Origin of the sequence: Rhodococcus globerulus NBRC 14531 (assembly GCF_001894805.1) — a bacterium.
Taxonomy (GTDB): domain Bacteria; phylum Actinomycetota; class Actinomycetes; order Mycobacteriales; family Mycobacteriaceae; genus Rhodococcus_F; species Rhodococcus_F globerula.
This window is the reverse complement of sequence record NZ_BCWX01000001.1, coordinates 261,461-285,259: the sequence shown is the minus strand read 5'-3', so window position 1 is coordinate 285,259 and position 23,799 is coordinate 261,461. Positions and strand designations below refer to the sequence as shown.

General features: G+C 61.3%; 22 protein-coding genes. 12 read left to right on the top strand and 10 right to left on the bottom strand.

The genetic code is table 11. From position 1 onward, the window contains the following. Window positions 1–26 precede the first annotated feature (26 nt). The 3 genes from RG2_RS01180 to RG2_RS01165 all read left to right on the top strand — a co-directional run bounded on the left by RG2_RS01180 (window position 27) and on the right by RG2_RS01165 (window position 4,692). Window positions 27–947 carry a DUF6226 family protein gene (locus RG2_RS01180; protein WP_230589999.1) on the top strand — a complete coding sequence of 307 codons (921 nt, stop codon included), beginning with the start codon at window positions 27–29 and terminating at the stop codon, window positions 945–947. 370 nt (window positions 948–1,317) lie between these two features. After that, entirely contained in the window at window positions 1,318–3,675 is a 2,358-nt protein-coding gene (locus RG2_RS01170) for an arylsulfatase (protein ID WP_033231623.1), read from the top strand. A 42-nt stretch (window positions 3,676–3,717) separates the two neighbouring features. Beyond that, window positions 3,718–4,692: an HAD family hydrolase gene (locus RG2_RS01165; protein ID WP_051730263.1), complete on the top strand. Its 975-nt coding sequence runs from the start codon at window positions 3,718–3,720 to the stop codon at window positions 4,690–4,692. A gap of 24 nt (window positions 4,693–4,716) precedes the next feature. Here RG2_RS01165 and RG2_RS01160 read toward each other — a convergent pair whose 3' ends face one another. Then, entirely contained in the window at window positions 4,717–5,397 is a 681-nt protein-coding gene (locus tag RG2_RS01160; protein WP_033231817.1) for an SDR family NAD(P)-dependent oxidoreductase, read from the bottom strand. A gap of 102 nt (window positions 5,398–5,499) precedes the next feature. Between RG2_RS01160 and RG2_RS01155 the strand changes: the two genes are divergently transcribed. The 4 genes from RG2_RS01155 to RG2_RS01140 all read left to right on the top strand — a co-directional run bounded on the left by RG2_RS01155 (window position 5,500) and on the right by RG2_RS01140 (window position 9,091). Further along, a complete protein-coding gene (locus RG2_RS01155) occupies window positions 5,500–6,339 on the top strand; it encodes a helix-turn-helix domain-containing protein (protein ID WP_033231624.1) in 840 nt (279 codons plus the stop codon). A gap of 166 nt (window positions 6,340–6,505) precedes the next feature. Beyond that, window positions 6,506–6,829: a DUF1330 domain-containing protein gene (locus tag RG2_RS01150; RefSeq protein WP_033231625.1), complete on the top strand. Its 324-nt coding sequence runs from the start codon at window positions 6,506–6,508 to the stop codon at window positions 6,827–6,829. 137 nt (window positions 6,830–6,966) lie between these two features. Further along, window positions 6,967–8,337 (top strand): HNH endonuclease signature motif containing protein, encoded by a 1,371-nt coding sequence (locus RG2_RS01145; protein ID WP_033231626.1) that lies wholly within the window; start codon window positions 6,967–6,969, stop codon window positions 8,335–8,337. A 136-nt stretch (window positions 8,338–8,473) separates the two neighbouring features. Further along, on the top strand, window positions 8,474–9,091 hold the full coding sequence (locus RG2_RS01140; protein ID WP_033231627.1) for a maleylpyruvate isomerase family mycothiol-dependent enzyme: 618 nt from the start codon (window positions 8,474–8,476) through the stop codon (window positions 9,089–9,091). A 25-nt stretch (window positions 9,092–9,116) separates the two neighbouring features. Here the strand turns inward: RG2_RS01140 and RG2_RS01135 are convergent, their stop codons facing one another. From RG2_RS01135 to RG2_RS01115, 5 genes are all read right to left on the bottom strand, one after another. Beyond that, window positions 9,117–9,791 carry a dihydrofolate reductase family protein gene (locus RG2_RS01135; RefSeq protein ID WP_230590000.1) on the bottom strand — a complete coding sequence of 225 codons (675 nt, stop codon included), beginning with the start codon at window positions 9,789–9,791 and terminating at the stop codon, window positions 9,117–9,119. A 33-nt stretch (window positions 9,792–9,824) separates the two neighbouring features. Next, window positions 9,825–10,280: a DUF8820 family protein gene (locus RG2_RS01130; protein ID WP_033231819.1), complete on the bottom strand. Its 456-nt coding sequence runs from the start codon at window positions 10,278–10,280 to the stop codon at window positions 9,825–9,827. Window positions 10,281–10,350: 70 nt separating this feature from the next. Beyond that, entirely contained in the window at window positions 10,351–11,547 is a 1,197-nt protein-coding gene (locus RG2_RS01125) for a DUF6745 domain-containing protein (protein WP_033231628.1), read from the bottom strand. An 85-nt stretch (window positions 11,548–11,632) separates the two neighbouring features. Then, window positions 11,633–12,142, bottom strand: coding sequence for a putative immunity protein (locus tag RG2_RS01120; protein ID WP_033231629.1), 510 nt, complete (start codon window positions 12,140–12,142; stop codon window positions 11,633–11,635). A 122-nt stretch (window positions 12,143–12,264) separates the two neighbouring features. Continuing rightward, window positions 12,265–13,764: an APC family permease gene (locus tag RG2_RS01115; RefSeq protein ID WP_033231630.1), complete on the bottom strand. Its 1,500-nt coding sequence runs from the start codon at window positions 13,762–13,764 to the stop codon at window positions 12,265–12,267. Window positions 13,765–13,923: 159 nt separating this feature from the next. On the opposite strand from RG2_RS01115, the gene RG2_RS01110 reads away from it, so the two are divergent. Continuing rightward, complete coding sequence (locus RG2_RS01110) at window positions 13,924–14,571, top strand: TetR/AcrR family transcriptional regulator (RefSeq protein WP_033231631.1); 648 nt, start codon at window positions 13,924–13,926, stop codon at window positions 14,569–14,571. Window positions 14,572–14,614: 43 nt separating this feature from the next. Here the strand turns inward: RG2_RS01110 and RG2_RS01105 are convergent, their stop codons facing one another. Next, on the bottom strand, window positions 14,615–16,228 hold the full coding sequence (locus RG2_RS01105) for an amidohydrolase (RefSeq protein ID WP_033231632.1): 1,614 nt from the start codon (window positions 16,226–16,228) through the stop codon (window positions 14,615–14,617). A gap of 119 nt (window positions 16,229–16,347) precedes the next feature. Between RG2_RS01105 and RG2_RS31215 the strand changes: the two genes are divergently transcribed. Next, the gene (locus tag RG2_RS31215) at window positions 16,348–16,674 is read left to right on the top strand and encodes a gas vesicle protein K (protein WP_080711607.1); all 327 of its coding nucleotides are present in this window, start codon (window positions 16,348–16,350) and stop codon (window positions 16,672–16,674) included. A gap of 4 nt (window positions 16,675–16,678) precedes the next feature. Here the strand turns inward: RG2_RS31215 and RG2_RS01095 are convergent, their stop codons facing one another. The 3 genes from RG2_RS01095 to RG2_RS01085 form a co-directional block, all read right to left on the bottom strand. Continuing rightward, window positions 16,679–17,452, bottom strand: a complete 774-nt coding sequence (locus tag RG2_RS01095; protein WP_116103544.1) for a class I SAM-dependent methyltransferase — start codon at window positions 17,450–17,452, stop codon at window positions 16,679–16,681. Window positions 17,453–17,613: 161 nt separating this feature from the next. Further along, the gene (locus tag RG2_RS01090) at window positions 17,614–19,002 is read right to left on the bottom strand and encodes an HNH endonuclease signature motif containing protein (RefSeq protein ID WP_033231633.1); all 1,389 of its coding nucleotides are present in this window, start codon (window positions 19,000–19,002) and stop codon (window positions 17,614–17,616) included. 164 nt (window positions 19,003–19,166) lie between these two features. Next, window positions 19,167–19,841 (bottom strand): TetR/AcrR family transcriptional regulator, encoded by a 675-nt coding sequence (locus RG2_RS01085; protein ID WP_116538785.1) that lies wholly within the window; start codon window positions 19,839–19,841, stop codon window positions 19,167–19,169. Window positions 19,842–20,001: 160 nt separating this feature from the next. Here RG2_RS01085 and RG2_RS01080 point away from each other — a divergent pair, with 160 nt between their 5' ends. The 3 genes from RG2_RS01080 to RG2_RS01070 all read left to right on the top strand — a co-directional run bounded on the left by RG2_RS01080 (window position 20,002) and on the right by RG2_RS01070 (window position 23,799). Continuing rightward, window positions 20,002–21,462, top strand: coding sequence for an MFS transporter (locus RG2_RS01080; RefSeq protein ID WP_033231635.1), 1,461 nt, complete (start codon window positions 20,002–20,004; stop codon window positions 21,460–21,462). A 321-nt stretch (window positions 21,463–21,783) separates the two neighbouring features. After that, on the top strand, window positions 21,784–22,680 hold the full coding sequence (locus tag RG2_RS01075) for a glycoside hydrolase family 16 protein (protein WP_080711608.1): 897 nt from the start codon (window positions 21,784–21,786) through the stop codon (window positions 22,678–22,680). Window positions 22,681–22,806: 126 nt separating this feature from the next. Beyond that, a complete protein-coding gene (locus RG2_RS01070) occupies window positions 22,807–23,799 on the top strand; it encodes an NAD-dependent epimerase/dehydratase family protein (protein WP_051730264.1) in 993 nt (330 codons plus the stop codon).

Sequence of the window (23,799 nt, the reverse complement as noted above, 5' to 3'; positions counted from 1 at the left end):
CGGCTGTCAAAGATAGCGTCGCCACAATGACTGGCACCGCGCTGAGCGGGCGCGTGAAAAGCCTGTCGACGGGTAATGTCCATGCGATGGCTACAGATCCGGCAAGGTCATGGTGGGAGCGATGCAACGACGGCGTCCGCAGCATGCACGAAACCGGCTGGGGCGAGAGCACTTCGGTGCTCTCGCGAGAGATCTGCGAACTACTCGACGATGTCGACGAGCAATTCGCCCTCACCGGCGCACACACTCCTGAGTGGCCGAACCCGTACAAGGATGGTCCCGATCGGGCCGAGGCAGACTACGAGCGTTCCACCAACCCGGAGAAGTACCTGATCGTGGTCGCGAGAGTGCAGGCGTGGACAACGGTTCTCCTCGACCGGGGCTGGGCGCGAGAAGCATCACCTGTGCGGTGGGCGCTTCGCCCTTTCGATTCCGGCGGAGCCGACACCGTTCTCGAACCTACCGCCGACGGCGCCGTCCCACTGATTTTGACTACGCACACTCCGGTGGACTCCAACCATCCGTTCAACATCTCGATCAGCGCAGGCGATCCGGCGGTGTGCTTGGCATCGATTCCCGACTGTGCCTGCGACGGGTGTGACAGCGGGTCCGCCACGCTGCTCGAGGAAATCGACACATGGGTGCTGTCTGTCGTCGACGGCTCGCTCCACGTCGACGTTGCCGGTAATTACTCCTCAGTTCGCACATCCTTTGGTACCCGAGGCAGCACGGTCCAGAATCTCGACGGACCTACAGAATTCACAGCCGCACCGTGGCCCGCGAACTGGACGGCACGCCCGCTGGCGTCCCAGATCAGGACTGCGCACCCCGATCCCCCATTCCCGCGAACGGTGTTCGGAACTGCTGCCCGGGAGGGCTTCCGTCGACTCTTACGCAAGCCTGGCGTTGCGGGTGCATCGCAAATCTACTGGCGCACAGACGAATAGAAACGGAAGATGACCCACCTCGAGTTCGGGGCTCTGGCCCCGGCCCGAATCAGGGTTATTGCATGCGCCCGGATATCGAACACTTCGGCCAGTCCACAGAAGCATGGTCCAATCGCGAACTTCACGCGCGCCTGGGAAGCCTGCGCGGCGCAGGTTTCATCGTCAGCCGAGAAAGCGAAACCAGCATCCCTAGTGGCTTGACCAATTCTCATGCAGCCCAGCATGAATCGCGGCTGACGAAGATCCGTCTCGCTCCACGCGACTCACGGCGGGCAGGCTGTTCAAGTAACGGGAGATTACAAGCCCTGTTCACGTCGGGGTGATGGTGGTGTAGTGGATAGGTGGGGGAACCCGACATGAGGAGCAGACAATGGCCAAGGCATTCAGGGGCGTGGTCAACCTCGACATACGAGACTCCGTCCCGGACTGGGGCCCGTACGAGCAGCCTAAAGCACCGCCAGGCTCACCGAACGTGCTGTACATCGTCCTCGACGACGTCGGATTCGGCGCGCTCGGCTGTTACGGAGGCCCGATTGAGACGCCGAACATCGACAAGATCGCTGCACGCGGACTGCGCTACGGGCAGTGGCACACCACAGCCCTGTGCTCGCCGACTCGGTCCTGTCTGCTGACGGGCCGTAATCACACAACCAACGGGATGGCCTGCATCAGTGAAGCGGCCATCGGATTTCCGAGCGCAAACGGGCACATTCCACCGCAGTGCGCCACACTCGCCGAGGTCCTCGTCGAGCAGGGTTTCAGCACTGCAATGGTCGGCAAGTGGCACCTGTGCGCCGAGGACGAGATGAATCTCGCTTCCACCAAACATAATTGGCCGATCGGCCGCGGATTCGACCGCTTCTACGGCTTCCTCGGCGCCGAGACCAACCAGTGGTATCCCGACCTGATCCACGACAACCACCCCGTACAGCAACCGGCCACACCGGAGGAGGGCTACCACTTCAGCGTCGACATCACCGACAAAGCCATTCAGTACTTCGACGACGTCAAGGCGATCGCTCCCGAACGGCCGGTTTTCCTCTACTACGCCCCGGGCTGCGCGCACGCCCCGCACCAAGTACCGCGTGAGTGGGCCGACCGCTACCGAGGCCGGTTCGACGACGGCTACGAGGCGATGCGCGAGCAGATCCTGGCCAGGCAGAAGGAAATGGGCCTTGTCCCTGCCGACACCGAGCTACCGCCGCTCAATCCGATCGGCACTCCCGACACGCGCACCGGTCCGGACGGGCAGCCATTCCCGCCTCTGGATTTCACCCGCCCCTGGGATACCCTCTCCGCCGACGAGAAGCGACTGTTCGCCCGGATGGCAGAGGTATATGCGGGTTTCTTGTCCCACTGCGACAACCAGATCGGCCGACTACTGGACTACCTCGAACAGGTCGAGCAACTCGACAACACCATCATCATGCTGGTCTCCGACAACGGCGCCAGTGGCGAGGGAGGTCCGAACGGCTCGGTAAACGAGAACAAAATCGCTAATGGCGTGCCGGACGATCTTGCTGAAAACCTCTCCATGCTGGACGAACTCGGCAGTACCAAGACCTACAACCACTACCCGAACGGGTGGGCGATGGGCTTCAATGCCCCGTTCAAGATGTGGAAGCGATACTCGTTCAACGGCGGAACCTGCGACCCGTGCATCATCTCGTGGCCGGCCGGGATTGCCGCCCGAGGAGAAACCCGTGATCAGTACCACCACGCCATCGATCTGGTTCCGACCGTGTTGGACTGCCTCGGACTCGAACTGCCCGACGCCGTGAAGGGTTACACCCAGCATCCGTTGCAGGGCGTGAGCATGCGCTACAGCTTCGACGCTGCCACCATCCCGACAGCCAAACACACTCAGTTCTACTCGATGCTCGGCACCCGAGGCATCTGGCACGACGGCTGGAAGGCCGTCACCACCCACCCGGCGATCAGTGGCTGGGGCCGGTTCCCCGAGGACACTTGGGAGCTCTACCACACCCAGATCGACAGATCCGAGCTGCACGACCTCGCCGCCGAGGAGCCCGGGAGGCTCGCCGAGCTGGTGGGCCTGTGGTTCCACGAAGCCGGCGCCAACCAGGCATTTCCGCTCGACGACCGCTCGGCTGTCGAGATCCTCACCACCCCTCGCCCGCAGCTTGCGGCTCCGCGTAACCGCTACATCTACCGGGCGGGTGGCGCCGAGGTCCCCGAGTCCGTTGCCGTCAACATTCGCAATCGCTCCTACTCGATCGGCGCGTTGGTCGATCTCCCGAACCCAGGGGCATCCGGGGTGCTCTTCTCGCACGGCAGCCGCTTCGGCGGCCACTCCCTCTATGTCAAGGACAACCGCCTGCACTACGTCTACAACTTCCTCGGCAGCGAACAGCAGCGGATCGTCGCCACCGAGGATCTGCCGACCGGCGAGAACCTGATCCTGGCCGCCACATTCGACAAGGACGGTGAGGATCCGCCTGGCACGGCCCACGGCACCCTCGGCCTGTTCTACGGTGACCGGAAGGTCGGCGAGGGCCGAATCCGAACTCAGCCAGGCAAGTTCAGCATCGCAGGCGAAGGTCTCAGCGCCGGTCGCGCCATCGGGGAACCCGTCACCGATGACTACCCGGGCACCGCACCATGGGCGTTCACCGGCGGCTCCCTGAACCGGATCGTCGTAGACGTCAGTGGAGAACCCTACGTCGACCTCGAACGCGAAGCCGCGGCCATGCTTTCCCGCGAATAGCAGGACCATCGTGTGGTGGCAACATCGAGGAGGAATCAGGTTATGCCCGAACACGTTCGATCCGATCTGGACACCGGCGGACAGATCGGTGATCCGCTCCCCAGCTGGCACGAGGGTCCGAGTAAGCAAGCAATCCTGGAGTTCGTCGGGCGGGTGACGGATCCCGGAGGTCCGGGGGCCGTCCCCGCCGAAGAGCGAATCGCGGTGTTCGACAACGACGGAACGCTGTGGTGTGAGAAACCGATGCCCATTCAGCTCGACTTCATCCTGCGCCGCCTCGTGGTCATGACTGAGGAGGATCCCGCTCTGGGCACCCGCCAACCGTGGCTCGCCGCCGTCACCCGCGACTACGGCTGGTTCAGCAGTGTCATCACCGGTCACTACCACGGCGACAACAGTGGGGTGAAGGTGTTCGCCAAAGGGGTGCTGATGGCGTACACCGACATCACCGTGGAAGAATTCGAGACGCTGGCTGACCAATTCTTGCGCACGACAGACCATCCCACCCTAGGACGTACCTATCTGACATGTGGCTACGTGCCGATGATCGAGTTGCTCCGGTACCTCGAGACGAACGAGTTCCACAACTACATCGTCTCCGGCGGTGGGCGTGACTTCATGCGGCCGATCAGCCTGGACGTGTACGGGGTGCCCCGTCAGCGAGTCATCGGTAGCAGCGCGTCGCTGGTATGGAAGGCCGACGGCCGCGGCGGCACGCTCGTCCATAAACCCGCATTGGACGTATTGGTCGACGGCCCCGAGAAGCCGGTCCGAATCTGGAGCCGTATCGGGAGACGGCCGCTCCTCGCCGCGGGGAACAGCAACGGCGATATCCCGATGTTGCAGTTCTCGGAGCGAGCGGACCTCCCATCGTTGCAAATACTTGTACAGCACGATGATTCACGTCGCGAGTTCGCATATCGGGAGGGCGCCGAGCAGGCATTCGATCTCGCGGATGCCCGGGGTTGGACCATAGCGAGCATCGAGAACGACTGGAGTGCCGTGTTCCCGAGCTGACCGTAGGGCGCTCAACGGCATAGTTCAGTAGTCGATATCGCCATTGCGGTTGAAGAACTTTCCGGTGGGTCCACCGGTGCCTAGTTGGGCCAACATCACCGTCGCATCAGTGCCTTCGGTGATGGTCTGGTGTCCACGGTGGCCGTTGAAGTCGGTACTGGTGTAGCCCGGATCGCTGGCATTGACCCGAAAGTCCGGCAGGTTCTTCGCGTATTGGAGCGTCAAAGCGATCACGGCCGCCTTCGAGCTCGCATACGGCACGGCCCGCACAAAGTGCTCATCCGTACCAGGGGTGGCTAGCGAACGGGCGAAGCCGACTCCTGAGGCGACATTGACGATCACCGGGTTCGACGAGCGTCTCAATAACGGAAGCGCGGCCTGCGTAAGACGCACGACGCCGAAGACATTCGTGTCGAATACTTCCCGCATGGCGTCGGCGTCGAGGTCGTCGACGCCGAACGACCTGCCGAGGACGCCGGCGTTGTTTACCAGAACGTCGAGCTCGGGCAGCTGCGCGAGCGCCGCCTCGATGCTGCGCTGATCCGTGACGTCGAGTTGGACCGGGTGAGCGCCGACGTTCTGCACCTCGGCAGCTGAAGCCAGATCCCGCATCCCGGCGTAGACGGTGTGGCCGGCGTCGATGAGCCGTCGCGCGGTCTCCAGGCCGAGGCTGCGGTTGGCTCCTGAAATAAGTGTCGTAGTCATGTCCACAACGCTCGCTCAACTTCGGTGCGCGCACCAGGCACCGATCGACGGTGGGACCAGCAGTACTACCCACTACGCGCCAACAGCGAGCAGGATGAGGGCATGGACGAGTTCGCAAGTGTGCTGCGCGCCTGGCGTGACCGTGTGCAGCCTGAGCACGTCGGTCTGCCTCCAGGTACAGGTCGGCGTGCCCGAGGGCTTCGCCGGGAAGAGCTCGCGATGCTCGCCGGAGTCAGCGTCGACTACATCGTGCGCCTCGAGCAAGGCCGGGCAACCAATCCCTCGGCGCAACTGCTCGGCGCGCTCGCGCGGGCATTGCGACTGACCGACGAAGAGCGCGACCACCTGTATCGAGTCGCCGGAGTCGCTACTCCGACGCCTGCCTCATTGCCGCGCCACGTGGGTCCGAGCGTCCAGCGGATCGTGGACCGTCTCGGCGACGTGCCGGTCGGCGTCTTCAGCGCCGCGCATGACCTCCTGTTGTGGAATCCGCTCTGGGCAGCACTGCTCGGCGATCCCTCACTGTTGGCCGGGTTTAAGCACAATCTTGTCTGGCGGGTTTTCACCGAGGAGAACACACGTGTCACTCATACCGCCGTCGGAGAAGACGAATTCAGAGCGGATCTGGTCGCGGACTTGAGATCCGCAGTGGGGCGCTATCCCGACGACGCACCGCTCAGGGACCTCGTCGACCGCCTCCTTTCCGAATCCGACGAGTTTGCAGCGCATTGGGAGCAAGCACACGTAGCCCTGCACCGGTCCAGCCGAAAGACAGTGCATACCCGCACTGTTGGCGACATCACCGTTGACTGCGATGTTCTCAGCGCGCCCGGTAGCGGCGACCTGCGGATCGTCGTCTACACAGTCGCGCCCGGATCCGCCGACGCAGCCAAGCTCGATCTGCTTCGTGTCGCCGGATTGCAGGACCTGACGCATCACTGACGAACACGGCGACACACTCATACGTAGGGCGGCACATTACCCCTGAGGTAATCGACGCGGCGCCGTTGCTCCTGCAACACTCGATTCCAGAGCGAATCTAGCTGAACCTTACTGAGAGACAAACGATTAGTTATACACGCGCTCCTCCGAGAGGCAGGAACCAGACATGACTGAAAGCTACGTAGTTGGCATCCTCAACAACGTCGCCATGGGAGACGACATCACCGAATACCTCCAACGCATCGACAGCACCCTCACACCGTTCGAGGGCCGCTTCATCATCCACGGAGGCTTGCCTGACGTCCGCGAGGGACAGTGGTCAGGCGATCTCATCATCCTCCGATTCCCCACGTCCGCTGCGGCCCAACACTGGTATACATCGGACGCCTACCAAGCTATCGCTCCGCTTCGAATCAATAACTCGACTGGCACCGTGGCCTTTTTCGAAGGCGTAAACCAAAACCACCGAGCAACCGACATCCTGATCTGACCGAATCTCAAACCTATTCCCCTGCAGACTTACTCGAGTTCCCCGAGCCGCACTCGATGCAAATCGAATGTGCCCGATATGCCTATTGATTCGAATAGACGTTCGAGTATAATTGGGTCAAGGGTGGGGAGGCCTTGATGACTACGGTGAACGATTTTGTTTCGGTGGAGGATGTTGTAGCCGGTTCCGCGACGGGTGTGCGTGGCAGGTTGTGGCGGTTGCGACCGGCCGATGTTCGGGACGTTGCCGTTAGTGTGTCTGCGGAAATTCTTCGGTTGGAAGCGATTCGGGTTGCCGCAGTAGATGCGTTGGCGCTCAATCCTGATGAGCAGGTGCTGTGTTATCGAGGTTTGGGTCGGTGGTTGGCGGCGAATACGATGTTGCAGAACGCAGCCGGCAACAAAATTGCCGCCCTCGGTGCCGCACTGCGGGCATTCCCGGACATTACTGCCCAATTCGAGGCCGGCGACCTCTCGCTCGATCATGCGGCAATAATTGCCGCGTTCTGCGAATCCCCACCAAAAGGCATGCCCGACAGGGCGTTACCGTCCTGCATGAAAACCCTTCTCGCCGCGGCATCCGGCGTGGAAGCGACCACCATCAAACTCCGCTACGCGATTGCGGTTCTCGAGCGGATCTTCGAATCCGACGACACCCCACCCGGTGAGGACGACGACCTCAACGTCTTGCGGATTTCGCCGACGCTTAACGGACGGGTCGCGATCAAGGGTGAATTCGACGCGTTGACCGGCGAAATGCTGTTGTCGGCTCTCTCGGGTTTGTCGATGCCGAAACCAGCAGCGGACGGAACCCCGGATCAGCGATCAGCTGCCAAACGAACCGCCGACGCCTTCACTGAACTGATCCGCCGGTACCTCGACAATGCCATGACCGGTGTCGACGGCGGTCAGCGTCCGCACGTGAACGTGCACATCACCGCGAAAGACCTTGCCGAGCATCGGGAATGCGCCACCATGCGCAGCGAAACCGCATCGGATGATGGCGAGTTCTATGGCAGTGCCTTCGATGACGATGAGCCTGATGTCGAGGATCTTGATGTGGGGTACATGCCGTGGATGGGGCCGCTCAGTGTGAGCCTGACCCGGATGCTCGCCTGCGATTGCATGCTCTCCACCGTCCTGATGGACGGCAACGGCGCACCGCTCGATGCAACGCCGCACAAACGCCTCGTCACACCGGAACAACGTACGGCGCTGATCGCCCGGGACAAAGGCTGCGCCTTCCCTAACTGTGATGCCGTACCGGCGTGGTGCGACGCGCACCATATAAAACCCTGGTCAGTGGGCGGTCCGACGGTGATGGACAACCTCACCCTCCTCTGCCGTAACCACCACCGGTTGATCCACAGCACCAGCGGATTCCGCGGCATCTGGGAAATCAAAATGGGCGATGATCACAAACCGTGGTTCATCCCACCAGCCGCGATTGACCCAAAACAACGACGCCGCCGCTCCACCACCCGCCAAGGCCCAGTGCATCGAGACTGAATCCGGCTCTGCCGGAACTGCATACCGTGTGAGAGCTTCGCATCACCAGCCAGACGATGCGAAGCCCACACGCATGTCCCGCGCCAGAAACATGTCTTCGTCGCCATAATCCTAGAGATCGAGCTACCGTGCGGAGATGAACGTAAAGGCTCACATCCTCGCTGAACGTCGGGAGCTGGTCACACTACTCGAGACCCTGAGCCCTGATCAATGGTCAACGCCGTCACTCTGCGGACACTGGTCGGTGCGCGACGTTGCGATACATGTGTCGATGGATTCCGTTACGATGCCTCGCTATTTCCTTGCAGCGCTGCACAATCTATCCGCTAACCGTGTCAACGAACGCTACGTCACCGCCCAGAATGACGTGCCGACAGACATCCTCGTCGATCGTCTCGCAGCTTCCGCGACCACGAGTTGGTTCGCAAGATATGCCCCACGCCTCACCCTTTCCGACCATGTTGTGCACCAGCAGGACATCAGGCGACCGCTCGGGTTACCTCGAACGATCGATCCGGAGCGTCTACGACTTGTACTCGATCGACCCGATCCCTTTGCACAGCCGCGTCGATTCACCAAGGGCCTCCGGTTCACTGCTTCCGATCTCCCCTGGGAACGCGGCACCGGACCAGAAGTCCACGGGCGAGCGGAGGCGCTGGCCCTCGCAATGGTCGGGAGGGCATCGGTGCTCGACGATCTTGACGGCGATGGCGTTGATGTTCTCCGCGCCCGCATGTTTCACGACGGCAACTGACGCTTCAACACCAATGGAGCGTGCTTCAGTCGGCGATAGCGGTGGCATACTCCGGTCGCCCGGTGGGCCGGTAAACCTGAATTGTCACGCCCTTTGACGTGACTTGCGAGTCGACCAGGTCCAGTGCGATATCCGGTCCCGACTCGGGGAATAGCCGCGTGCCCTGGCCGATGATCATGGGATAGATGAGCAGGGTGATCTCGTCGACGAGCCGGTTGTCGAACAGCCAGCGAACGAGGTTGCCGCTGCCGTGTACCTGCAACTCACCCCCAGGCTTGGCTTTCAGCTCGCGGATAGCCGTCGCAAGGTCGCCGGAGAGTACGGTCGTATTCGCCCAACCCGGTTCGGTGAGCGTTGTCGATGCCACGTACTTGGGCCGCGTGTTCAATGCCGTTGCAATGGGGTTACCCGAATCTTCCATCACTCCCCAGTACCCGGCGAAGATCTCGTAGGTCCGCCGGCCGAACAGGAAGGCGTCGGCGCGCTGGTAGACGTCCTTGATGAACGCCGTACCCTCGATGTCTTTGCCGAACAGTGGCAGCGCCCATCCGCCACGCTCGAATCCGCCTCTGCGGTCCTCATCCGCCCCGCCGAGCCCCTGCATAACGCCGTCGAGGGAAATATTAGTGATGGTCGTCAGTTTCATGGTCGCAGTCCCCTTCTCCACCATCGAGCGTTCACGGACATCCTCAAATGTCACTGACCTCAGCTTGCTCGGACGGGGTCCGGGGCGTCAATCTGCGACGAGTTGCATCCCATTGATCGCCCGTCCGGCGCCCCGCTCTCGCTGCCGTCCGATGACATAGCGGCCTGGCGCGATTCCAGTGGCGCCATGCTCTGGGTGGATGAGATAAGCAGTCCCGTGGGTATCAAGGATGCCTAAAGCAAGACCCCGGGAATCTCTCACCGGCGACGACCACGTGCACACACCTTCGTCGGCGACCAGGCTGTGCGGATTCCCGCCCGCCGCACTGCGTAGCAATTCCACTCCGGAGAGTGGTACGTTCACCGACCTCGTCCACGCTGCGGGCGAGACGATGTTGGCGACAAGCGAATACGGGACCACGATGAGATCACCTTGTGCCTGCAAGCCGTCAACGACGGGTATGGATACTTCTCGGTCGAGATAGTCGAAAACATCGAGGCCCGTGAGGGCAGTGAGCGCGGACAATGTCATGGTCGAATTCATATGAGCCACCTGGGAGTTCATAGTTGGATGTTCGGAAATTAGTGTTCAGAATTTTGTATTCGCGGTTGGGTCAGGTCCGACGAACGAGTCGGGCGTAGTCGACGCCGGCTATGCCGTAGGTCCATCCTGCAGCGTCAAGGGCTGATGAGAACCATCCAGGGACGTAGAGCCCGTAACGACGACGCCGTCCGTCACGTTCAGGAGAGCCGTTGACTGCAAGCAGGATTCGACCGCTGCGTCCCCAGCCGTCGGGCGATGCATAGAGTTGTAGCGTGTGCCCGGCATTGCCGGGATCATCGACTCGGTCGATCAGTGCGAGTCCAGCCGTATCGATGTAGGTGTCCCATCCGATGCGCTCGATCGCACAGCGGCGGACCTCGATATTCCGTTCGTCCGCAATGCGTTCGGCCGTCGGATCGAGAACTACCCAGCTGGGAACAATCGTCCCATGCTGAACGTAGACGCGGTGTCCGTCGCCGAATTCAATTGCTGGAGAATCCGAATGATGCAACCGACGTTCGTTGTGCACTCGGCCCGGTGTGGGTTCGGTATGCAGGACGGTGGGCCTTTCCGACATGACGCATATGGTGTCGAACGCCCACCACCATCCGGTTGCACCAGCCAGAGCGGTGTGAATGTCGAGTAGTTCGTCATCGTCGGAACGGAAAGAAGCAAGACCACATCGACGGTACGCGTCGTAGTAGGCGATTCGATGAGCTTCCTGCTGTCCGTACCACGTCACGCTTCCCGGGACGGGAGTCGACATCGTCCGTATCGCAGCCGCAACCCCGTCGAATAGTGTGGTGTGCAACGAGTCCCAGACAGCTGCTCTCATGATCCGATCGGGGCTGATTCCCAGCCGAACCGCATCCTCGGGAGACTGAGTACGTGCAGTGTCGATCCCCCAGCGTTCGTTCGGCAAGTCTGATCTTCGACGCTCGATGTGCGCATCCATACGGCCGCGTAAGTCCGAAAACATGCTCGCAATGCGGGCGGAGGCGCAGCGAAGTCGGTTGCTGTCCAACGACATCGACAAGCCTTCGGCCACAATCAGATCTGATCCAGCTGGGGGCGACGGAACCCAGAGGAACTCCGGTTCCGGAAATCCTGATCGCCGATACAGTTGCGCGACAGCCCATTCTGCAGTGTCGCGGTCGGAGGGGCGTGCGCAGAGACCGTGTTCCAGCCACTCGTTCCGCACAGCATCAACGTTGCTGGTGAATGATGCTCGGTGTCGCGACACCGAGTACATCGGCGCGGCGCTCACGCGATGGTGGCGGTGTCGGCCTTTCGTGTAGTCATAGTTATCGAGGGTGACACGAGGAAGCGCGGAACGCAAGGCCGGTACCTCATCAGCCGAACACCGACCAGCAGATGTCATTCCGTAGCCGCTGGTCATCAAGTACCAACTCACGAATCGATACCGGGAGCTGGTCGCGCTGCCACTGGCACTCGAGTCGGCCCGCAGCCTCCTCGTCTTCCGTCGCAACAGCACGTGCGGCCTTGATCGCGTAGGCGGCAGCACCAAGTTCGTGCGCGGCGACGTGTGCGACGGCTCCGGCCTGTCCGGCAGCGTACGCAGCATGCCGCGCCGGCCCACGCAGGTCCCGAGCCGCGCCCATTGCATGACCGCCCGCAGCGCGAGCTTGCATCATCGTGACCTCACCCCGCACCCAGGCTCGCGCACCCTCGATCGCTTCACGCGGCCGCGGATCCTGCGGCTGAACCGACTCGAAAAGGTGAAGGACGTGCTCGGCGCACGATGCCGCCCAGAGAGCGAGGAGGTGGTGATCGGAATCTGTGAGGGTCCCACCACGACGGATCGTCACGAAGCGCGGATCCCGGACCTTCGGGAGGATCATGGTTCGTACGCTCCATCTGCTCGCGCTGGCCGAACACTGCTTCCTGGGGAACTCGGCAGAGACTTTGCCGCCCTTGACAATTGCTCGGAGACAATTGCTCGGAGACAATTGCTCGGACGGCTCTACGTTACTGGACCAGGCGAGGTGGAAGAATTGCTCACGCCGTCAGACTCCGTCGACGGTTCGGCGTCGACGTCAGTGGTACCCAGCCTCGAGAGTTGCGCCGGGTCGCGTCGTGAAAGCCGGATACCGAGAAGCCAACCGACAGCCAGGCTCACAGGCGTGACGGCGACGAGCACCACGTTCACTGCGGTTCCAGCGGCAGTAATCAACTCCATCTGGTCCACAATCAAATACGTTGCATAAGTCAACATCAGAAGTGCGGACACGGGAGCTACGAGCACCCTCCAGGCCGAATGCCCGCGACGATCGTTCCAGAAGAATGCGATAACTGCTGCGGCCGCCATGACCTGTAGCACGACGATGCCGACGATACCGGGCGAGTTCACCCACAGCAGGAGCTCGAGGTAAGGGTCGGCGCCGACGACTACGAACACGACGATTACCACCATCGCCAGGAGACTCTGTACCGCACTGGCCACATAGGGGGACTTGTAGACCGGGTGTAGTTTGCCCAGGAACTGGGGCAATACACGTTCGCGCGAAAGCGCAAAGACGTAGCGGGTGATTGCGTTGTGGAACGCGAGCAGGCTGGCGAGAATGCTCGTGATGATCAACAGCTCCATGAGGGTACTCGCCCAACCTCCGACGTAGTGCTCGATGGCGTTGAAGTACATACCGGCGGGATCGTTAGCTGCTAGCTCGAGAGCCTGATCCGGTCCGTACGCCTGGATGATGATCCACACCATGAATGCGTAGAAGAGACCCAGGAATGCCACCGCGATGTAGGTCGCCCGCGGAACCGTCCGAGCGGGATCTTTTGCTTCTTCCCGGTACAGGGCAGTCGCTTCGAATCCGATGAACGCAGCAAAGGCCAGGGTCAGCACCCCACCGAGACCGGGGCTGAACACGTTAGACGGCGCAAAGGAGTCGAGATCAATTCCCCCGGCACCGCCTTGAAAAAGAACGGCGGCTGCGAGCAGCACCAGAATCCCCGTCTCCGCGGTCAGCAACAGGATCAGGAACCGAGCGCCGAGATGTACCGATCGAGATCCGAGGAACCAGACCAAGGCAACCCCGAGTAACGACCACACTCCCCACGGCAGATCCAGCCCAACCAAGTCCGCCATGGTTGACTGCGCGAAATAGCCTAGGGCCCCGAAGATTCCGATCTCGAGCGCGTTGTAGGACACCAGCGCAAGCACCGCTGCGGCCAGGCCCCACCGAGGGCCGAGCCCGACGGAGATATAGGCGTAGAAGGCGCCCGCATTGTGGATGTACTTGCTCATCGCAGTGAAGCCGATTGCGAACACTCCTAGCGCGAGCCCGGCCAAAATGTATCCGCCGGGGGCCCCGATGCCGGCAATGTTCAAGGCCAGAGGCGCAACCCCTGCCATCACCAGTAATGGCGCCGCCGCCGCCACGACAAAGAAGACGATGCCGGCGGTGCCGAGGACGCCTCCTTCCAGCTTCAGAGCGGGTTCGGGTGCAGTTTTCTTCATGAGCAACTTCTCCAGTCAGGGCGAGGGGGCGACTATCCGAAACAGGCAGATATGGGTGCAACCAGAATTAATCGAATCAGTTTCGATTATGGTAGATCGTTGTGACCGGCGCCACAAGGGCATAATCGAATGAACTTCGATTTGAGAGGTGGGGGGACGATGGGAAGACCGCGTATCGCACGTCTGGACCGCGAACGAATTGCGGAGGCAGCGCTCGCGCTCGTCGATCGTGACGGCGACTTCAAAATGCCTGATCTTGCAAAACACCTGAATGTGCAGGTGTCATCCATCTATCACCATGCAAAGGGTCGCGCGGCCGTGGTGGAACTCGTTCGAAACCGCGTCGTACGGGAAATCGACGGGTCGGCGTTCGAGCGCCTAACCTGGGACGACGCGTTTACTGCATGGGCTCGATCGTATCGATCCGCGTTCAGTAGACACCCCACCTCGATCCGCCTCCTCGCTACGGAGACGGTGCGTGATCCCACGTCGCTATCGGTCTACTACGCTCCCGCAGAAGGCCTCCGCAAAGCCGGATTCCCGGACGACCACATCTTGGCGGTCATCACCGCTGCCGAGAACTTTCTCCTCGGCGCCGCACTGGATGCAGCGGCACCGGAAGTCATGATCGAAGCGGACTCGACAACACCCGACGACGCTCTGACTCTGGCGCTTGCTGCGGCGCCGCAGGGTCCAGCCAGAGCCGAGCAAGCCTTCGAACTCGGTTGGATGGCTCTGCTGTCAGGCTTTCGACGCCTCCTCGAGGAAGTGCACGAGGTATCGGCGCGCCCAGCATCCTCCTCGTGAGCCGCTGTGGCAGATCCAGGCAATGCACGATGACAGGCAGTGCTCAGTGAACTTGCTTACCTCCCAACCACGTTCGGGAGACAACCAGGTCGCTGAGCTCCTTGGCGGAGCCAAGTTGGCCGGGATCGACCGGAAGCTGGATCATGTCGGCTCGCATTCCCGGCCGAAGGCAACCCCACATGTCCTCTTCGAATCCCTGATAGGCGACGCCCGCCGAGTATGTTGCCAGGGCCCAATCGAGGCCGACGCGTTCGCGAGGCAGCCATCCTTCACTCGGGATACCAGCCGGCGTCTGGCGGTGAATCGCAGTGGCAATTCCCTTGATCGGTTCAAAGGCGGTGATGGGCCAATCGCTGCCGAACGCCACCCGCGCGCCGCGCTCAGCGAGGGTTCCGATGCGATATTGGCGGTCACCACGGTCGGCGCCGATCCGCGGAATGGTCAGCTCCGTCATCAGCGGGTCGAGCTGGGCCCATAGCGGCTGAAAGTTGGCGATCACTCCCAATGACGTGAATCGGTCCAGGTCGTTGCCATCAACCAATTGGAGATGCGCGATAGTGGCGCGTCGATCACGCGGGCCATTACATCGATCGACGTATTCGATTGCATCGAGGGCCATGCGTACACCTGCATCGCCGATGGCATGGATATGAATCTGAAAACCCAACCGGTCCACTTCAGCGGCAGCTCGACCGAGTTCATCGGTTGTCCAATTGCTGATTCCGTGGGAATGCGGGCAATCCGTGTACGGCGCGAGGAGCGCTGCCGTTCCGGCCTCGATGACACCGTCGGCAAAGAACTTCACCGTTCCTGCCTTGACTGCGTCGCCACCCCGTTCTGCGACCTTCTGCCGGGCTTCGACAAACGCCGGCAGGTCGCCCTGCCAACTCTCAGGTGTCGCTCGGAATGCAAGATTTACCCGGGTGGACAGGCGCCCACTTTCAGCGGTGGCCAGCCAGATCTCGACATCGCCTGGTTCGGTCCACGCGTCCTGCACCCAGGTGATACCTGCTGCGGCAAGCATTTTCGATGCTGCCGCAAGCGAATCAACTCCCGCATCGAGGGTTACGGCGGGCAATAATGCCAGTACCGGGTTGATCGCTCCCCATTCACGTAGGGTCCCGAGCAACTCACCGTCCGACGTTCGCACGATCTCTCCGCCGACCGGATCCGGCGTATCGCGCGTCAACCCGGCGCTTCGCAGTGCAGCGCTGTTGACCCACGCGGTGTGATAGTCCATCGTGCGCAGGACGACGGGTCTGTCCTCGACCACGCTGTCGAGCCAGCGAGCATCGAACCGACCGCCCGGAGCGAGGGTAGGCGACACGCCCTCACCGAAGATGCACTCGGCGTCGGGGTTCTCATCCGCCCAGCGACGCACCTCCTGCAAGACCTCATCGATGCTGTTGCAGTCGCGAATCTTGGCACCACGCATTTCCAGGCCACCCATCAACGGGTGAACATGGCCGTCGCCGAACGAGGGCAGTAGTGCCCCACCCTCCAAATCGATGACTTCGGTTCGCGTCGACTTCAATGCACGAGCCTGCTCCCCCAGTCCAACCACGCGACCGCCGACCACAGCGAGCGCGTCGCTGACCGTCTGGACCGAATCCCCCGTGCGTATCGTGCCTCCGACAAAAAGTAGTTCGGCCTCCACCTACCGCACCTCCATGCATTAATCGAATTTGATTCGATTAATTTAGACGGCAGATTCATCGACGTCAATAGCAGTTTCCACGTTGCGATTTGAGTGCTTTACGGCGATTTCTTCTGTAGATGGGTGTGGGTCAAACGCGAGGCAATGCGTCAACGCCACTCAGACAACCGTCCGGTACGGCCTTCCTTGCCGTGATCTACCGGCGCCGCAAATTCACACCACACCCCGACCGCCCCTACGACGCGGTGCGGTCGGATTTGTTTGCAACACAAGCAGTGTCACCAGAAGATGTCGGCGACCTGTCCGACGCGCAGGTCGAACGCATCGGTACCACACTGATGTTGCTCGAGGAGAAGATGGAAGAGTTGCGCGAGCATTTTGATCCGACGCCCGAAGACCTCAACATCGATCTCGGCCCCCTCGGACCATTTCTTGCCGACAAATAAGTTTTCAGGGATGTTCTGCTGTCGCCAGCCACGCCGGAGCCAGAAGCCGGTCGCGGGAATCGAAGCCCAGCCCTTCGACGATAGCAGCCAAGGGCGAGTTAGCTTGGCGCGCAAACTCTCCGCGGGTGAACGCCGTGGTGTAAGTGGTACGTTCGAGGTGCCGGACGATCCAACCAGCGTCGGCTAACGTTCGACGCAGATTGTCCTCACTGATTCGATAAGGACCAGGAAATTCCTCTGGAACCTCATCCGAGAAGCACACCAGGTGAAGCCGGGCTTGGGGTCGGCAGGCTCGTAGTACTGCCTCGGCATACGGTTGGCGCTGATCTTCCGGGAAGCAGTGGTACAGCGCGCTGTCGAGAACAGTGGTGAACCGATTCTCGTATCCATCAAGCGTCATGGCGTCGGCAACATCAAAATCCACTGCCTTCTCGAGTCCCCGCAGACCGGCGCGTTCGCGTGCGATCCCAATCGCCGTAGGTGAGGCGTCGAGTGCACACACCTGGTACCCACGGTCGGCAAGAAACAGAGCGTTTTCACCCAGACCACAACCAATATCAAGGACTTCGCTCGCTAACTGGCCGTCAGCTTCGAGTTTCCGAACCACCGGTTGAGCTTCGCCGATATCCCATGGCACTCGGTCGAAGTCGAGCTCGGTGCGCTGTGCGGCGTCTGGCAACTCCGTATTGCGCGCAAAGGCATCGAAGTCGCCGCGATACAGCGCATCAAAATCGGCTGAGCTCGGTTGGCGAGGCGGTTGGGATCCGTCGGCGGTCACAAACTCCTCCTACGCGTAGGGCATCCTGAGCTTTAGGGGTAGCCCTGCTCATCCAGCCCTAAACCCTTGCGCAGATTCTTGGCACGTGCGTGCTGGCTTCGCACCGTCTTGACCGGCGACGAGAAGCTTTGGCGCTGGATTCATTTCCGGCGCAGCCGGATTCAGTCTCGGTGGACCGGGCCTTGGCGGGTGGTGGAGCGGCGGGGTCGTTGTTTCGGGTCGATCGCGGCCGGTGGGATGAACCACGGTTTGTGATCATCGCCCATTTTGATTTCCCAGATCCCGCGGAACCCGCTGGTGCTGTGGATCAATCGGTGGTGATTTCGGCAGAGGAGGGTGAGGTTGTCCATTACCGTCGGACCGCCCACCGACCAGGGTTTTATGTGGTGGGCGTCGCACCAGGCGGGTACGGCGTCGCAGTTGGGGAAGGCGCAACCTTTGTCCCGGGCGATCAGCGCCGTTCGTTGTTCTGCTGTGACGAGACGCTTATGTGGAGTCGCATCCAACGGTGCGCCATTGCCGTCCATCAACACGGTCGAGAGCATGCAATCGCAGGCGAGCATCCGGGTGAGGCTAACGCTGAGTGGTCCCATCCAGGGCATGTATCCGACGTCAAGATCTTCGAAATCAGGCTCGTCGTCATCGAATGCACTGCCGTAGAACTCGGCATCGCCGAAATTGGCATCGCTACCTGATGCGGTATCGCTGCGCGTGGTGGCGCATTCCCGATGCTCGGCAAGGTCTTTCGCGGTGATATGCACATTCACATGCGGACGCTGACCACCGTCAACACCGGTCATGGCATTGTCGAGGTACCGACGGATCAGTTCGGTGAAGGCGTCGGCGGTTCGTTTGGCTGTCGATCGCTGATCCGGGGTTCCGTCGGCAGCCGGTTTCGGCATCGACAGACCCGAGAGCGCCGACAACAACATTTCGCCGGTCAACGCGTCGAAATCGCCCTTGATCGCGACCCGACCGTTCAACGTCGGCGAAATCCGCAAGACATTGAGGTCGTCGTCCTCACCGGGTGGGGTGTCGTCGGATTCGAAGATCCGCTCGAGAACCGCAATCGCATACCGCAGTTTGATGGTGGTCGCCTCGACACCCGACGCGGCAGCGAGAAGGGTTGCCATGCAGGACGGTAACGCGTTCTCAGGCATACCTTTTCGTGGCGATTCGCAGAATGCCACGATTATCGCCGCATGATCGAACGAGAGGTCACCGGCCTCGAATTGAGCATTAATGTCCGGAAACCCTCGCAGCGCGGCACCGAGAGCGGCGATCTTGTTACCCGCCGCGTTCTGCAGCATCGTGTTCGCCGCCAACCAGCGCCCCACACCGCGGTAGCAGAGCACCTGCTCGTCCGGATTGAGCGCCAACTCATCCACTGCGGCAACCCGAATCGCTTCCAACCGAAGAATTTCCGCAGATACACAGACTGCAACGTCCCGAACCTCGGCTGGGCGTAACCGCCACAACCTGCCGCGCACACCCACAGCCGAACCGGCAACAACATCCCCCACCAAAGTTGAATCACAAACCGTCGTCATCAAGGCCTCCCCACCCTTGACACAAGTATACTCGAACAAACATTCGATTCAAGGGATATTTCGGGCACATTTCACGCGTAGACACGAACGATCACAGCGGCCACCTCTGGCGAAAGAGATTCTCAGCCAGTGACATTGATCAACCGGATCCGGGACAACAACTTTCAGCGCGTCACCGGCGCACTCCAGAGCCCGACGAGCGCGTCGACGATATCTGTCGTGAAGTCATCCCAGTTCGAGACCTCTACCGATTCGTCGCCGGCAAGGAGCCTTTCGCGTTCGGCACACATGTGCAGCATCACATACCGCGCCATTTCACCGCGGGCGCGCCGAACGTCGTCCGGCATGTCGGGCAGACAAGCGGCGAGCGCGCCGAGCATCTTTTGCAAGAGCTCCGATGACGAAACATCTTCGTAGACAACGGCCCGCAGCGTGGGATCGGCCATCAGCTGAACACTGAACCGCGCATACCACGCGGGTCCGGTCAATTCGTTGTAATGATCAGTGGACGCTCGAACCAGACATGTGATCCAGTCACGGAGATCTGTCGAACCTTTGACGTCGGCCAGCAACTCCTTGCGCTTCTGCTCGATCGGCGCGGCATGTTTGTTCACGATTGCACGGAGCAGATCGATTTTTGTACCGAAGTGATATCCGACGGCGGCGTTGTTGCCCTGCCCAGCGGCCTCGCTCACCTGACGATTCGAGACGGCAAAGATCCCGTGCTCGGCAAACAACCGCTCCGCGACTTCGAGTATCCGCTCACGGGTTGCAACGGAACGAAGAGAGCCCGCCGAGGTACCCGAATCGCTGATCGCATCTTCAGTTCTTGCTGCCACATCTACCGCCACAGTCAGGTGCTCGGCACTATGTGCGCACCGAGACGTTGATCACCATCGACCTCGCAGCGCTTGCGCGAAGTCAGTCAGCTGCTTTAACTTTATTCAATCAGTTGACTTAATTCAAGACTTCTTTACTTTTCTCTGATGGAGCTTTCCAATGTCGATATCCACTTCTGAACCCAGTAAAGCCGCACCGCCGTCAACTACTGCCGTAGTAGCAATTCTGGCGTTTGCCGGCATCGTGGTCTCGCTGATGCAAACGCTGGTCATCCCGATCATTCCGCACCTTCCGGAATACCTGAACGCGTCCGCCTCGGACACAGCCTGGGTAGTGACCGCCACCCTCCTCGCTTCAGCCGTTGCCGTCCCGACGATGGGCCGGTTGGGCGACATGTTCGGCAAACGCCGCCTACTCCTGATCAGCTTGGCACTTCTGGTGGTCGGCTCGATTGTGGGTGCCATGAGTTCGAGCGTTGTCCCACTCGTCTTTGGGCGCGTCCTCCAGGGACTCGCCGCTGGTGTCATCCCTCTAGGTATCAGCATCATGCGTGACGTGCTTCCGCCCAAGAAGCTGGCCGGCGCCGTCGCGATGATGAGCGCAGCCATGGGAGTCGGTGGCGCACTGGGACTTCCGATCGCAGCTATGATCGCCGAATACGCCAACTGGCACGTTCTGTTCTGGGCATCGGCAGTCCTCGGCGCCATCGTGACGGGTCTGATCCTGGTCATCGTGCCTGAATCGACTGTCCGCACCGGCGGCAAATTCGACTTCGTCGGAGCCCTCACACTCTCGGTCGCACTCATCACCCTGCTTCTGGCGATTTCCAAGGGCAATTCCTGGGGATGGGCGAGCGCACTCACAGTCTCGATGCTCGCTGCCGCCGTCATCGCATTCGCCATCTTCGCCTGGTGGGAACTGCGCAACCCGAAGCCACTGGTCAACCTGCGCGTGTCAGCGCGTCGCCAAGTACTACTGACCAATCTCGCTTCCGTCGTCTTCGGATTCGCGATGTTCGCCTCCAGCATGGTGTTCCCCCAGGTTGTCCAACTGCCGGAAGCCACCGGCTTCGGACTCGGCGGGTCGATGCTCATCGCCGGTCTGGTCATGGCCCCATCCGGCATCATCATGATGCTCATCGCGCCGGTCTCCTCCAAGATCACCAACACCCACGGCCCCAAGATCACACTCATGATCGGTGCAGTCGTCGTTGCGATCGGATATCTCATCGGTATCTTCGCGCTGCACTCCATCTGGCAACTCGTCATGATCGCCCTCATCATCGGCGCAGGAACGGGCATGGCTTACGGCGCGATGCCAGCCCTCATCATGGGTGCGGTTCCCGCCTCGGAAACCGGTGCGGCCAACAGCTTGAACACCCTGATGCGCGCACTCGGCACATCGTTTGCCAGCGCAATCGCCGGCGTCGTCCTGGCTCAGATGACAATGACTCTCGGCGACACCACGCTGCCGACCGAGAACGCGTTCCGCGTCATCATGGCCCTGGCCGCGGGATCGGCCCTCATCGCGCTTTTCCTGGCAGCATTCCTGCCGAAGTTCCGTAACCCGGCCCGCGACGTTCCCGACTACGTACCCGCGGAACCCGCAGCGGCTCACTGAACCGACACCGACACAGTGCGAAAGCCGCCGCTACCCATGAGGTAGCGGCGGCTTTCGTATTCTTTCGCTGCGAGATATCCGCAGCATCCGTCACGTCAACATCCCAGAGGCGTCAACGAGCCGAAACCCAACCTACGCAACGTTTCTGAGAGTCTTCTGAGTGCAGCCGAGGCTGTCTCGGTATTTCCCAGAACATGCAGGCGCTCGAGGTAGGTGCCCATTCCTGACCAAGAGTAAGTAAAGTACCCACGGTCTGCGATCGGCAAACTGGTCGTTCGACCCGTGCGTCGTGCCGCTCATTCAACCCTTTGGAGAAGTCAGATGCGTTTGCCCACCCAACGGTCTCGCCGCCGCAGCACTGCCGCAGCGGCGCTCGTCGCCGCGACTGTGCTCGGAATCCTCTTGCCCTCGACCGCTCAAGCGCAACTCACCGGATCGGCCGGCTCGTCCGGTGGTGGCGTCAGCGGGACGCAAGCAGCGCCGCGCGCAGCGTTGCCCGGTTGGCGTGAAATCTTTGTCGACGACTTCACGACCGATGCTCCGATCGGTAGCTTCGCAAACGACGAGTGCAACAACCCCGGCAAGATCGTCTACACCGGAACCGAGAACACACGCTGGCGGACGTACCCCGAGTGCTACCTCGACACGTACAACAAGAACCCTTACCGCGCAGACGAAGTAGTGAGCGCACACGACGGCGTACTCGACTACTACCTCCACGACGTCGACGGCCGCCGTGCCGGAGCCAACATGTCCCCCGTCATCAACGGCAGCAGCCAGGCCCAGGTGTACGGGCGCTACTCGGCGCGCATCAAGGTCAGTCATCCGGCGATCACCGGTTACCGGTTGGCGATGCTGCTGTGGCCGGACTCCGAAGGATGGCCGGAAGAAGGCGAGATCAACTTCCCGGAGGGCCCGCTGACGGGACCCATCTACGGTTTCCATCACTACGCCGAGGACGGCGCGGACGCGAACTCCCAGGCACTCTCCGATGTCGACACCTCTACCTACGCGGATTGGCGTGTTGTCACGATCGAGTGGACCCCGTCGGTTGTTCGATTCATGCTCGACGACAAGGTCTTGCTCGAGTCCACGCGGGGAATCCCCGATACCGCGATGCGTTGGCAGCTCCAGCTCGAGTCCAGCCTCTACCCGGCTCTTGGCGGCGGCAATTTCCTCGTCGACTGGGTGACAGTGCACGCGTGGGACGGCGCGTAACAATTTCCTGACAGCTGGTCGAGGCACAAAGCTGTGCCTCGACCAGCCCAATGGGCGTAGATTCCCGTTTTCGGACCCGATTGCCTAGACTCCCAAAAGTCATCGAAAGTAAGGGAAGGCAAACCTGTGCGCACCGCGGTTACCGGAGGAGCTGGATTCATCGGCTCGACGCTTGTGGATCGCCTGCGCAAGGACGGTCACCAAGTGCTCGTCATAGACGACCTGAGCCGCGGCCGGGTAGACAACCTCGACGCGGCGCTCGCGACCGCAGATGTCGACCTCGAAGTTCTCGACATTCGGGACGACAAGATCGGTCCGCTGTTCGAGACGTTCGCTCCCGAAGTGGTTTTCCATCTCGCAGCGCAAATCGACGTGCGGCACAGCGTCGCCGACCCGATCAACGACGCCGACGCCAATATCCTCGGAACTGTGAAAATCGGATCTGCGGCGATCGCGGCACAAGCTCGCAAGATCGTGTTCATGTCGTCCGGCGGTTCCATCTACGGATCACCGGAACACCTGCCCGTCTCCGAGCACGCTCCGGTCAACCCGCTCTCGCCCTACGCATGCAGCAAGATCAGCGCCGAGAACTACCTCAACTGCTTCCGGCAACTCCACGGTCTGGATTGCTCACACATCGCCCCGGCCAACGTGTACGGACCCCGCCAGGATCCACACGGCGAGGCTGGCGTCGTCGCAATCTTCGCGCGCGAAATGCTTTCCGGCGGAAACACTTTCCTGTTCGGCGACGGTGGAAATACGCGGGACTACGTCTTCGTCGAGGACGTGGTGACGGCGCTGATCGCAGCATCGGGCACCGCGGGCTCGGGACAACGCTTCAATATCGGAACCGGAGTGGAGACGTCCGACCGCGAACTACACGCATTGCTTGCGCACGCCACCGGCGTCGCGGCAGAACCCACGTGGATGCCCGCGCGACTCGGGGATGTTCGCCGGTCCGCGCTCGACGCCGCACTGGCACGCACGGAATTGGGATGGACCCCGTCGACGTCACTGTCGGAGGGGATCGCCCGCACCGTCGACTTCTTCCGGAAACTTGATACAGCGTCGTCCGATACAGCACCGTCTTCCGATACAGCACCGTCGACGCTCGTCTGA